Genomic DNA, 11,929 nt, shown 5'->3' on the forward strand with positions numbered 1-11,929 from the left:
CCTAGCACCCAAACCACGGTATTGATGGGACAACTGGGCGAAAAGCGTGCCACCGATCCGCAAGCGCAGCAAAAGCAAACCAACTTTGCCGTCGGTAATGAAGTGCTAGCAGGGGGCGATTTTAACGCGCGTCTGATGACCGAAGTCAGGCAAAACCTCGGCTATACTTATGGCATATCAGGTTCTATGAACCCGATGTTGGCGCGTGGTCCTTATCAAATTGGATTTTCAACTCGTAATGACAAAGCACGCGCAGCAATTGATGCCAGCCTAAATGTGATTAATGAGACATTGGATAAAGGTATTACCAGCGATGAGATGAAATTGACCACGGATAATTTAAAAAACAGCTTTCCGATGGGATTTGCCAGTAATGCTGGAATCAACAGCTTAATTGGTATGATGAATTTTTATCAGCTACCTAACAGCTACCTGACCAATTATGTCAATCGCATCGAACAGGTTAAACTCTCAGAAGTCAACCAAACCCTGCGCGACACTCTAAAGCCTGATAACTTTTTGATTGTGACTGTGGGTGAGGTCAATCCATGGGATGAGAAGAAAGCTAAGAAAAAGTCGTAGCATCCATCGCTTATTTTTACAGACGCTTAAAAAATAGCTAAATGAAAAAGCTCAATCAGTAATCACTGGCTGAGCTTTTTTAATTGAAGAGTCTGCTTTTAATAGCGGCAAGCGGAGCTGCTACTGGCATGATTAAAGCCCCATTTGCGATAACCATCGGTATCAAGATGAATAGCACCGGTAGAATACAGTCCTAAACCAAAGTTATGCGACTGCCCTTGATATTGCCAAAACTCGCAGAGACTATCTTGCATGCGACTTAGCTGCCATAAATTGCCTTCATATTCAGGCACCCAGATATCCATTGCGCCTGCGGTCATGTGCTTACTCGCACTCGCCCCGCCCGCGCAATTATTTAACCCCGGACTGCGATATACTGAACGTATCTCGGTACTAGCAGGTAAAATACCTTGGCGTTTTAGCTGACTATAAAGCTGCAAGGTCGGTACAATATTTGCCCATAACTCCTGCGGTGGTAGCTGATAAGGCTCATAACCACATTTATCCCAACTACGAGCGGTCGTCAACAGCTGAGATAAGGGCGGTACATTTCTTGCGCCGACGCGTGAACTTAAATAGCGTTGATAATTGGCCACTTGGCTTGCGCGGTAACTATTACTATTTAACCATACATTAAAATCCATACTGGTAAAATCGTTATAATTACTATCTCCAAAGTTATTATTACCGCTGCTATAACGTGGTGTTCCTCTGTTGGTAATGACGCGTTTGTTTTCTTCTATCGATACTGCGCTATCGAAGTTAAACTCGCGCTGTTTTTGTTGAATCAGCCCTTGCATACTGTCACCGCTAATACCATTTGACCGACGAGCGCCTTCACTCAAGATGGTTGCGCCGCCGCTATAGCTATTGCTTTGACTGCCATAACTGCTAGCGGGCGTGATATAAGCATTGCCACTATTATTGGTCGCACCACTGCCATGACGGATTTGGATGCGGCGCTCACTATTATCACTTATAATAGCGGCGTGCACAGAAATACTGCTGGCACAAATACCTAGGACGATAATAGGCTTATAAATGTGCCTATAAATAGATTTTTTTGTCTTTATCATTACCAGAAACTACCGCTAAAAACGTTTTATCGATACTATCAAATTTTAAGCAAGCAAGCTAAACTATCGCAGCGAATTGACGGTCACTGATTCGTTATTAACACTTATCCTTATAATGTTTATATTGTCGTTACTTTATTACGGGTAAATTATGGGTTTTGCTACCAAATTCTTAATTAAGCTGCCCGATAAACATTTTGCCCTCGCTGATTGCTTACTTATCGTTTGTCAAAGCAGACTTTTCTTTCACGCCAATTGTCAGTCACATATCACCTATGCCTTCTAACCTCCAGTACCGTTTTTCTCGTCAAAGCCATCACTTTGGTCAAGGTCGTGCGCCGACGCTTTGGCAACGTATCCATATTGATCCGTGGCTGACCTTATTGCTATTGACCGTTTGTTGCATTGGCTTGACGATTTTATATAGCGCAGCAAGCCAAGATACCGACATGGTCATCCGCCAAGTCATCAGTTATGGCGTGGCATTTACGGTGATGTTTACTATGGCGCAGATACCGCCTAGCCTCTATCGTACCTTTACGCCCATATTTTATGTATTGGGGCTGATATTATTGGTACTGGTCGACATCATTGGTGAGGTGCGTATGGGTGCGCAGCGCTGGATTAACTTACCTGGTTTTGGTAGCGTTCAACCTTCAGAGTTTATGAAGCTTGGTATGCCAATGATGTGTGCGTGGTTTTTATCCAAACGTGACTTACCGCCTTCATTATCAAGTATTGCCATTACCTTAGCGTTAATTGTCGTGCCGGTATTATTAATCGCTAAAGAGCCTGACCTTGGTACTTCCTTGCTGGTCGCCGCCAGTGGCATTTTTGTATTGTTTTTAGCAGGTCTATCATGGCGCTTGATTGCTAGTGCAGCAGCATTAGCCGTGCCATTGGTGGCATTTGCTTGGAACTTTTTATTACACGATTACCAACGTACGCGCGTTTTAACGCTATTCAATCCTGAAGCTGACGTCCAAGGAGCCGGGTGGAATATCATTCAGTCCAAAACCGCCATTGGCGCGGGCGGTCTGACCGGTAAAGGCTATTTAGAAGGCACGCAATCGCATCTACATTTTTTACCAGAAGGTCATACTGACTTTATTATTGCCGCTTTTTCTGAAGAGTTCGGTCTGCTTGGCGTGATATTGTTGATGTTTATTTATGCCTGCGTGCTTATGCGTGCTTTATATATCGCATTTTCGCACCCTGATGTTTATAGTCGATTGCTGGCAGGTGCAATTGCGATGTCTTTTTTCGTATATATTTTTGTCAATGTCGGCATGGTTGGCGGCATCTTACCCGTTGTTGGGGTACCTTTACCTTTTATCAGTTATGGCGGTACTGCTATTGTGACGTTAATGGCAGGTTTTGGCCTACTAATGTCAATTCATACTCACAAATCCAGCTAAGCCATAGCAGGTATTATTTACAATCTATTCACCTGTAGAGTTCATCTTTAATAACCAATATTACATTCGATAATCACGATAAACTTGGGTTGAAATGTCTATATAACTCCCTTATATAGACAAGGTTAAAATGATACGTTAACGAATTTGCCTATAATCTGAAGCAAAATGTGCTTGTCCAAGTAATCGAATGTAACAACGAAATTGCTCAAATTGAATGGATATCTGCTTTTTTAAGCCTTTCTTATTTGTCATCAATTCTACATAAAATTACTATTAAAACCTTAACTTTCTTGCTCTAGGAATAACCATAAGTTGTTGTTATATATAGCTATTATTCTTCTTATGTTTTGGCAAAACCCAGGTGAAGCCCTATTAGTGACCGATTAGTACTGTTAGGTTTTATTCCTTGTTTTTTACAAATAATTGCGTTACCCTCCTTTTATTGTAGTTTGATACACAACGCGTACATAGCTACTAAGAAAGATATCATTTAATTATATTGCAGTTGTAGCTCGTCCGTATAGTTAGCAAATTGTAGATTTTGGGCTTGCAAAGTCACTACTTAATTAACGGTTTAATAACAAAGTAATACGCAACATACTTTAAACCCTTTATTAAATTAGCAATGTAAAAAAGTCCTTTATCGATTGGTGTAACCTTACTTTAGTTGTTTGATTACCATTGTTAACTATCATTTGAGCGTGTCATAAGTGGGTTTTGCGAGTCGTATATAACGATAATTCCCGAGCCACTTATGATGATATAAATGAAAATTACCATATGTTAGAGCTTATAAAAGTCCATATTTACTATCATCGTGATAAAACAGATAGATGATAGAGCGGCTTTCGAGTTTGCGGCACTGTTAGAGTGGTCTAATATTGTCTCGCTCCCTCTAAGAGGTTTTAGAGTTAGGTTCTAATGTATATGCTATAGAGGTATTTATGAATAAGCGTTTATCTGGTTTACTTACAATGTCAGCCGTTTTATTTGCTGGCTCTGCAATCGCTACTAATGCAAATGCTGTAGAATCAAAAACCTCCCTTGCAACGATTTCGCAAGATAACGCCTCCCGTATTGACCGTGTGCTCGGTGAACTTAGTCGTCAACATGACGGCGCATCAAGCTTAGTTAAGTCTGCTCGTCAGCCCACTTCATTAGCGCTTAACAGCCCATTGCTCGCCAGCGACACTGCCCAAGTATCTAATGATGAAGATGTTTTAGAGCGCTTAACGGCAGTCGCTTCTAATTCTGTAAGCAAATTTAAACAAACTGGTTTGGCTTCTTGGTATGGTCGTCAGTTTCATGGCCGCAAAACTGCCAGTGGCGAAACCTTTGACATGAATGGCTTAACCGCTGCTCACCGCTCGTTACCCTTAAACTGCTACGTTAAAGTTACCAATAAAACCAATGGAAAAAGCGTCGTCGTTAAAGTAAACGATCGTGGTCCATTCCATGGTAACCGTGTGATGGACTTATCATATGGTGCTGCCAAGCAACTTGGTATTACCAATAAAGGTGTGGGTAACGTCTCTATTGAGCGCGTTTCAGGCCCAGCCTCTTAAACCCTTAACGTTTTAGACCATTTTAGGTTTAAACCTTTAACGGTTTTTTATCGAAAAGACTGCTCAACGTTAGTTTTAAAAAAAGCGCCTAACTCATTTAAAGTTAGGCGCTTTTTCGTTTTTAACGTTCAACGTTTAACGCTAAATAGTTAACATAGGATAGCTTTTAAGAACTATAACTCAAATGCGCTTTCAATCGCATCATCGAGACGCTCGACCGCGATGACATTGATACCCTTAAACTGCGGCGCATCTTTGGCAGGCGCATTGGCTTTAGGAATAATTGCGTGTTTAAAGCCGTGTTTCATCGCCTCCTTTAGGCGCTCTTGTCCGTTAGGAACCGGTCGAATCTCCCCTGATAAGCCGACTTCACCAAAAACGGCAAGTGATGAGGGCAAAGGCTTTTCTTTGATACTAGAGGCACAAGCTAATAGTACGGCCAAATCAGACCCGGTTTCTATTACCTTGACACCGCCGACAACGTTTACATATACATCTTGTCCGCTGGTATGGATACCGCCGTGACGATGCATGACCGCAAGTAGCATTGATAGGCGCTGAAAATCGAGCCCTAAAGCCATACGTCTTGGTGAGCCTTGTGAGTCATCAACCAAGGCTTGCACTTCAACCAGCAGGGGTCTAGTACCTTCACGGCTTACCATCACCACAGAACCTGCTACGGGCTTATCATAACGACTTAAAAATATCGCTGAGGGATTGGCGACTTCTTTGAGTCCCATATCGGTCATGCCAAAAATACCCAGCTCATTAACCGCACCAAAACGGTTTTTTACCGCGCGAATCATACGAAAGCGTGAATCGGACTGACCTTCAAAATATAAAACCGTATCAACCATGTGTTCGAGCACACGTGGCCCTGCCAGCGTGCCTTCTTTGGTCACATGCCCGACTAAAAATAGTGCCGTGCCAGTTTGCTTCGCATAACGGGTTAAAATCGCTGCCGACTCACGAATTTGACTAACGCCGCCTGGGGCAGAATTAATGGCATCGGTATAAATAGTCTGAATCGAGTCAATAATAGCAATCGCCGGCTGCTCTTGGGTTAAAGCCGCACAAATGGTTTCAACATTGGTCTCCGCAAGCACACGTAATCTATCCGCTGGCAAATCTAAACGCTTGGCGCGCATCGCTACTTGGGCGAGCGACTCTTCACCTGTCACATACAGCGCGCTACCTGCCAATGAATCAGCCTTTGCCATATTGGTCGCAGTTTGCAGCAAAATCGTCGATTTACCGATTCCTGGGTCACCGCCGATCAAAACGACCGAACCGGCCACCAGTCCGCCGCCCAACACTCGGTCAAACTCACTAATGCCAGTGGGCAGGCGTGTATCTAGCGTCACGCTTACCGCATTGAGTGGCATGACCGCACTGTGCGTACCTGAATAGTTACCAGCAGGCGCACCTGCACTACGAGAAACCGCTCGGCTAGCATTCGCTTTTGCGCTACTCTTATTATGGTGCGGCATACTGACATTTGGCGCTTCAACCAAACTATTCCATTCACCGCAGTCTGTACACTGTCCCGCCCATTTACCAAAATGCGCCCCGCACTGTTGACAGACATAACTGCTTTTATTTTTTGCCATAACGTATGAACCTTATTGAGCTGGTCAATCGAAAGTAATAAATCGCGAATAATAAATGAAATTCTAAAAAGCTCTATATGAGCTTAAGTGTAAGACTAAGAGAAAGGATAGATAAGCCTTTTTTAATAACGAGGCATTAGATTATGAGAGGTAGATAGCAATTTATAGTAGGCATGGATGTTAAGAGAAAATAGCCAAATATCCGTTGCATCCTACAATGATAAGATATTTGGCTAAAGTTTCAAATAAAGGTTTATAGAGAACAATATCTAAGACACAGGGAATTTTTTTATACTCGAAAGTCTTTACCAAGATAGACAGATTTTACCAAATCATTTTCTAACACTTCACATGACGTCCCTTCTGCAATGATGGCGCCTTCTGAAACGATATAGGCTTTTTCGCAAATGGCGAGGGTATCACGCACGTTATGGTCGGTGATCAGCACACCAATACCGCGATTTTTTAGAGTTAAAATAACATCTTTAATATCACTAACAGAGATAGGGTCAACACCGGCAAACGGCTCATCTAATAGGATAAATTTTGGATTGGCCGCCAAAGCGCGCGCAATCTCACAGCGGCGACGCTCACCACCTGAGACACTCATACCCAATGATTTGCGTACATGCTCTAAATGGAACTCGCCGATCAATTTTTCAAGCTCTTGACGCTGCTCAGAAGCACTTAACTCTTTACGAGTTTGCAGAATGGCTAAGATATTATCTTCAATGGATAATTTACGGAAAATAGAGGCTTCTTGCGGCAAATAGCCAATACCAGCACGCGCGCGCTCATGCATGGCATATTTTGATAAATCCATTTTTCCTAAGGTAACGCGACCCTTATCCATATTGACCAGTCCGACCACCATATAAAAGCTAGTAGTTTTGCCCGCGCCATTTGGTCCTAATAATCCAACAACTTGCCCTTGCTCAACAGAAAATGATACATCTTTTACCACCCAGCGTTTGCCGTAGCGTTTGCCTAAATTTTGCATCGTTAAACGGGCGACAGGCTCGGAGCTATTGGTTGCCGCTACAGAACCATTATTAAGCTCGTTGCTATGAATTTCGTTGCTATGAATTTCGTTGCTGTGAATTTCATTGGTCTTAACAACGTTGTTTTTAATATCGCTCATCACTTACCTGTCAATTACTGTTAAAGTTGCAAAATTTTTAGTATTACTATCGCTTACTTTTATATTAAAAATACTGTGCTTAGCGTATGCTGCTTCGGTTGCTGCCGCTATTGGGCGGGAAGACCAATTCTACGCGCTGACTGCCACCAGCAGTTGCTTCTACATCGCCAGCTTTTAAGCTATAGCGAATGACATTACCGGCAAAACTGGCGCCATTTTGTACCAATTTTGCATTACCTGTGAGCGTCACGATACCCGTGACCGCATTATAATCAATCTTATTGGCCTGCCCTTTTGCCAAGCCCTTTTCTTGCGTCACTACCTGCTGCATAGTGGCTGGACGGCCGGTGGCGACTGCCGAGTTGATACTACGGCCTTGCGAGAGGTTGACCGTAATATCATCGGCGGTCATTTTGAACGTACCCTGCGTAATTACAACGGTGCCTGAATAGCTGGTGATACCTGTACGTTCACTATAAGTCGCCTTATCTGCTAGCAGCTTAATCGGCTGATTGGCATCTGATGGCAAGGCATGGCTGTATAACGGCAATGCTAACAACATTAGCATCGGTAGCGTTCGTAAACCGTGTGTTACTTGGATAGAGCGTGTCGATAGCAAGCGTAAAGTAGGCAAAAAAGTAGATTTCATAAAAGTTACTCGTATCATTATGGGTAGTGGCGTTTGCAAACTTCCTGCTAGGTGGTGCTGTTAAAATAAAGCTTTATCTTGGCGTTTCGCGGGCGTAAATGCAACCGCGACTTGACCAAATTCATAGTCGCCGGTCTCAAGGTTGGCTTTCATGCTTGACGCCTCAAAGCGGTTCATCCCTTGTTCAACTTTTACTGGCGCATCACTATAGACTTGACCTGTTTTGGTATTGCCTTTTAAGGTAGTGCCCATGACTTTAATCGGCTCAATATCAGACTCGCCCGCTTTGCCTTCGCTAACTAAAGTAAAACCACCTGATAAGCTCATCTCACCTGTCTGTTGACTGATGGCGGCGCTGCCCGCTTCAACACGGTAACGCTGCTCATCTGATGGCTCCCAATTCATGGTGATGCCTTTCATCTCATCTTTATTGGTCACAGGATTATGGGTCAAAGATTCTGCACTCAGCTCGTACTCAGTCTCACCTTTTTCATTGGTCTGTACCGCCTTAATGTCGGTGGCTTCATAATCCACATCCGTCGGTTCCATACTAACGGGCGGCGTAATCTCCCCTTGCTGCTTAAAGAACCAGCCAGCAATCACAGCAATAATTAATGCCAGAACGATTAAAACACGAGTATTCACGATAAGTTATCCTCAGGTTTCGCTGCATCAAGCGTATAGTGCGCGATAAAATCTTGATAGTGACCATGACCTTTTAAAATAAGATCACATATTTCCCGTACTGCGCCGGTACCACCTGTGCGGGTGGTCACCATATCACTGCGCTTTATCACCTCTTGATGGGCATTTGGAACAGTGGCCGCAAAGCCTACCGTTTGCATGGCTTTAATATCTGGTAAGTCATCGCCCATATAAGCACAATCAGCAGCGGTAATATTAAGCTCAGCATCAAGCGTCGCTAATAGCTCATTCAACGCAATCAGCTTATCATCACGACCTTGGACAATATAATTGACACCCATTTCAGCAGCACGCTTGTCTACCATAGGACTGCTACGACCAGTAATAATAGCGGTCAAAATACCATAGCGCGCCAACGATTTGACACCGACACCGTCCTGTACCGAAAAGGCTTTGGTTTCAGTACCGTTGGCATCATAAATAATTTGACCGTTTGACAAGATACCATCAACATCCATGACCAATAACTTTACTTGTCCGGCTTTTTTTATTAAGTCTTGCATCAATTTTCTCTTATTAATGGTTTTATTATGAGACGTATTCTTATTAAATACTCTTTTATGAAGGCTTTTTTCCTACGTTACATCTTAATTGTGCCAATTCTTAACACAGCGTTTATTAAAATAGGGCTACTTAACACCGGCTTGTAATAAGTCATGTACCGTAATGATAGCCTCCAAACGCTGTTCCTCATCGATAATCAGCAGCTGGCTAATGCCGTTTTCGTTCATCACACTTAAAGCATCGGACGCGCGCATATCCTTACTGACGCGGCGTGGATTACTGACCATCAGCTCACGCATCGGGGTTTGCAAATCAATGCCTTTTTCTAAGCCGCGGCGCAAATCTCCATCGGTAAATACGCCGACGACTTTTTGCTCATCATCAGTCACCACTGTCATACCTAAACGCCCAGATGACATGGTAAATAAAGCGTCTTGTAGCGGTGCTTGTTGATTAATAAGCGGTAAATTTTCTGAATTGGTATGCATTAAATCTTCGACCCGCGTCAGCAGCTGGCGTCCTAAGGCGCCTGCAGGATGCGATAAGGCAAAGTCTTCTGAAGTAAAATTACGCGCATGCACCAAAGCCACAGCCAACGCATCGCCCAATGCCAAGGTCGCTGTGGTACTAGAAGTTGGAGCAAGGTTAAGTGGACAAGCTTCTTGTGATTTACCCAGCGTCAAAATGATATCCGCCGCTCGTGGTAGCATACCGCGTTTATCTCGGCTAATACTAATCAGGGGAATATTTAGACGCTTAACCACGGGCAGCAGCATTCTAATTTCATCAGACTCGCCCGAGTTTGAGATAGCCAGTAGGACATCGCCTTGCACCAACATCCCCAAATCGCCATGCCCCGCTTCCCCAGGATGCATAAAAAACGCTGGTGTACCTGTAGAGGCAAAGGTCGCCGCTATTTTACGACCAATCAGACCCGATTTACCCATGCCCGTCACCACCACACGCCCTTTGCAGGCTAGGATAATATCGCAGGCTTGAGCAAATCTATCATCGATTTGTTCCGTTAACAATGCTAGCGCCGCCATCTCCGTATGAATTGCTTCGATAGCAGTGCTAATAAATTGTTGATGGGTCAGGTTGCGGTGCAGATTACTCATACGTTAGCTCTATATTTTCGGTGAATCAATGAAACATTTTACTATACTATGGCTGATATTAATAATATAGGGCAAGACGTCGCTTTCATCATTGCCTCCTTACTAAGTAGTGTAATTAGTCACTTGCTCAGCGTAGTGTAAATAGTCACTTGCTCAGCCACGATTATACGTCTATTTATACAAAAAAAACCCACTATAATTAATAGTAGGTCTTAATCCGCTATACGACATTTTAATAACATACTTTCAATCAAATAGACGTTAGATAACGTTATTTATTGATTGCTATCGTCTATATCATCGTTTGATTTGTTTTCAAACATAGCATTGTCTGAAGAATTGTCGAAGCCACGATCTTGACCAAAGCCGCCGCGCTCAAAGCCGCGCTCTTGACTTTGTCCAAAGCTGCCTCGCTCAAAACCACGATCTTGGCCTTGACCAAAACCGCCACGATTAAAACCACTACGATTGGCAAAGCCGCGCTCTTCAAAACCGCCACCACCAGTAAGGTTACTACCACGCTCAAACCCACTACTCATGCCACCTTGGTAACCAGTAGGTGCACCCGTTGAGGTTTGCGCACCCGTACCAGTCGTCGTGCTGCTTCTAGGATTACGGGCGGGCACGACTGTTGAAATGGCATGCTTATAAACCATTTGACTCACTGTATTTTTTAACAGCACCACGTATTGATCAAATGATTCAATTTGACCTTGCAGCTTAATACCATTAACTAAAAAAATAGAAACCGGAATGCGATCTTTGCGCAACGAGTTCAAAAACGGGTCTTGTAAAGTTTGTCCTTTTGACATGACATCTCTCCTAAATATTATATAATTATTTTTAGTGCCAATTATTATAAGTATTGCTTTAATTATAATGGCTAAGGGCAGATACAATAATAAGTTTTATTTATAAAACGTATCTAAATAAGCACTAATTCTTGTTAAATAATTTCACTTTACCGTGAATACGTTATTATTGTAAATAATTAAGTAACTGCTTATTCTTTAAGACTTCTTACCAACAAAAGTTAATTGACGACCGTTAAAAAAGCAATGATACCGATATAATCCACACTATTTTACTATGATTTAAATTATAGCAGTTATCCGACCTTTATTTTGAAACTAATTGTCATTATTTTTTACGGGGCTAATTAACGCGCTTTATATGATTTGGTTTTAGTATAAATACTCTCTTACTTGGGTCATAGTAGCAAACGTTTTTATTTTGATATCACCGCGCATAAGCTTGTCATCGTTTTCATTTAGCTTGGTTGCAATGTTTGACGCATTATCAGGCAAATTGGGCAATTGAGTAAGTTTGCGCAGCCAAGTATATTGACGCTTCGCCAGCTGTCTGGTCGCATATAATGCCTTATTTTGCATTTGCTGACAAGCAAGTGCCTCGGTTTGAGCGCTGAGCGTCAATGGCTGATCGAGCGCTTGAGTAGTGGTGTCTTGTGGTCGTTTACTTGCACTCGCCGCTTCTACTTCTGAAAAGGCCTCATAAAATTGCGCTTTATCTAAATGCGGCTGTTCAAAAACTGGATGCT

At 42.9% G+C, this 11,929-nt stretch carries 11 protein-coding genes and 1 pseudogene; 3 read left to right on the forward strand and 9 right to left on the reverse strand.

Annotated features, from left to right (window positions below):
• Positions 1-582: M16 family metallopeptidase (locus V7D75_RS07190; protein ID WP_333614014.1), on the forward strand; the 582-nt coding region annotated here is incomplete at its 5' end.
• Positions 583-680: 98 nt separating this feature from the next.
• Here V7D75_RS07190 and V7D75_RS07195 read toward each other — a convergent pair.
• The gene (locus tag V7D75_RS07195) at positions 681-1,658 is read right to left on the reverse strand and encodes a D-Ala-D-Ala carboxypeptidase family metallohydrolase (RefSeq protein ID WP_333614015.1); all 978 of its coding nucleotides are present in this window, start codon (positions 1,656-1,658) and stop codon (positions 681-683) included.
• 275 nt (positions 1,659-1,933) lie between these two features.
• On the opposite strand from V7D75_RS07195, the gene rodA reads away from it, so the two are divergent.
• On the forward strand, positions 1,934-3,076 hold the full coding sequence (gene rodA, locus V7D75_RS07200) for a rod shape-determining protein RodA (protein ID WP_333614016.1): 1,143 nt from the start codon (positions 1,934-1,936) through the stop codon (positions 3,074-3,076).
• A 947-nt stretch (positions 3,077-4,023) separates the two neighbouring features.
• A complete protein-coding gene (locus V7D75_RS07205; protein WP_333614017.1) occupies positions 4,024-4,644 on the forward strand; it encodes a septal ring lytic transglycosylase RlpA family protein in 621 nt (206 codons plus the stop codon).
• A 173-nt stretch (positions 4,645-4,817) separates the two neighbouring features.
• On the opposite strand, the gene radA is transcribed toward V7D75_RS07205, so the two are convergent.
• The 8 genes and pseudogenes from radA to V7D75_RS07245 form a co-directional block, all read right to left on the reverse strand.
• The gene (gene radA / locus V7D75_RS07210; protein WP_068404223.1) at positions 4,818-6,254 is read right to left on the reverse strand and encodes a DNA repair protein RadA; all 1,437 of its coding nucleotides are present in this window, start codon (positions 6,252-6,254) and stop codon (positions 4,818-4,820) included.
• Positions 6,255-6,543: 289 nt separating this feature from the next.
• Complete coding sequence (lptB, locus tag V7D75_RS07215; protein ID WP_296190628.1) at positions 6,544-7,254, reverse strand: LPS export ABC transporter ATP-binding protein; 711 nt, start codon at positions 7,252-7,254, stop codon at positions 6,544-6,546.
• 220 nt (positions 7,255-7,474) lie between these two features.
• Positions 7,475-7,963 carry a lipopolysaccharide transport periplasmic protein LptA gene (gene lptA / locus V7D75_RS07220; protein WP_180952567.1) on the reverse strand — a complete coding sequence of 163 codons (489 nt, stop codon included), beginning with the start codon at positions 7,961-7,963 and terminating at the stop codon, positions 7,475-7,477.
• A 141-nt stretch (positions 7,964-8,104) separates the two neighbouring features.
• A complete protein-coding gene (lptC, locus tag V7D75_RS07225; protein ID WP_068404219.1) occupies positions 8,105-8,689 on the reverse strand; it encodes an LPS export ABC transporter periplasmic protein LptC in 585 nt (194 codons plus the stop codon).
• On the reverse strand, positions 8,686-9,252 hold the full coding sequence (locus tag V7D75_RS07230; RefSeq protein ID WP_144296267.1) for a KdsC family phosphatase: 567 nt from the start codon (positions 9,250-9,252) through the stop codon (positions 8,686-8,688). The genes lptC and V7D75_RS07230 overlap by 4 nt, the downstream gene beginning before the upstream one ends.
• Before the next feature lie 126 nt (positions 9,253-9,378).
• A complete protein-coding gene (locus V7D75_RS07235; protein ID WP_333614018.1) occupies positions 9,379-10,371 on the reverse strand; it encodes a KpsF/GutQ family sugar-phosphate isomerase in 993 nt (330 codons plus the stop codon).
• Between the two features lie 275 nt (positions 10,372-10,646).
• A complete protein-coding gene (gene hfq, locus V7D75_RS07240) occupies positions 10,647-11,183 on the reverse strand; it encodes an RNA chaperone Hfq (protein ID WP_333614019.1) in 537 nt (178 codons plus the stop codon).
• Positions 11,184-11,555: 372 nt separating this feature from the next.
• Positions 11,556-11,929, reverse strand: a pseudogene (locus tag V7D75_RS07245) (tRNA (adenosine(37)-N6)-dimethylallyltransferase MiaA); the annotation flags it as partial.

The organism is Psychrobacter sp., assembly GCF_036731945.1.
GTDB lineage: Bacteria > Pseudomonadota > Gammaproteobacteria > Pseudomonadales > Moraxellaceae > Psychrobacter.

Excerpts from the sequence above, each read along its gene's own strand:
- V7D75_RS07230 (WP_144296267.1), bottom strand. The coding sequence starts at position 9,252 with ATGCAAGACTTAATAAAAAAAGCCGGACAAGTAAAGTTATTGGTCATG.
- lptB (WP_296190628.1), bottom strand. The coding sequence starts at position 7,254 with ATGCAAAATTTAGGCAAACGCTACGGCAAACGCTGGGTGGTAAAAGAT.
- lptA (WP_180952567.1), bottom strand. The coding sequence starts at position 7,963 with ATGCTAATGTTGTTAGCATTGCCGTTATACAGCCATGCCTTGCCATCA.
- V7D75_RS07195 (WP_333614015.1), bottom strand. The coding sequence starts at position 1,658 with ATGATAAAGACAAAAAAATCTATTTATAGGCACATTTATAAGCCTATT.
- hfq (WP_333614019.1), bottom strand. The coding sequence starts at position 11,183 with ATGTCAAAAGGACAAACTTTACAAGACCCGTTTTTGAACTCGTTGCGC.
- V7D75_RS07235 (WP_333614018.1), bottom strand. The coding sequence starts at position 10,371 with ATGAGTAATCTGCACCGCAACCTGACCCATCAACAATTTATTAGCACT.
- radA (WP_068404223.1), bottom strand. The coding sequence starts at position 6,254 with ATGGCAAAAAATAAAAGCAGTTATGTCTGTCAACAGTGCGGGGCGCAT.
- rodA (WP_333614016.1), top strand. The coding sequence starts at position 1,934 with ATGCCTTCTAACCTCCAGTACCGTTTTTCTCGTCAAAGCCATCACTTT.
- V7D75_RS07205 (WP_333614017.1), top strand. The coding sequence starts at position 4,024 with ATGAATAAGCGTTTATCTGGTTTACTTACAATGTCAGCCGTTTTATTT.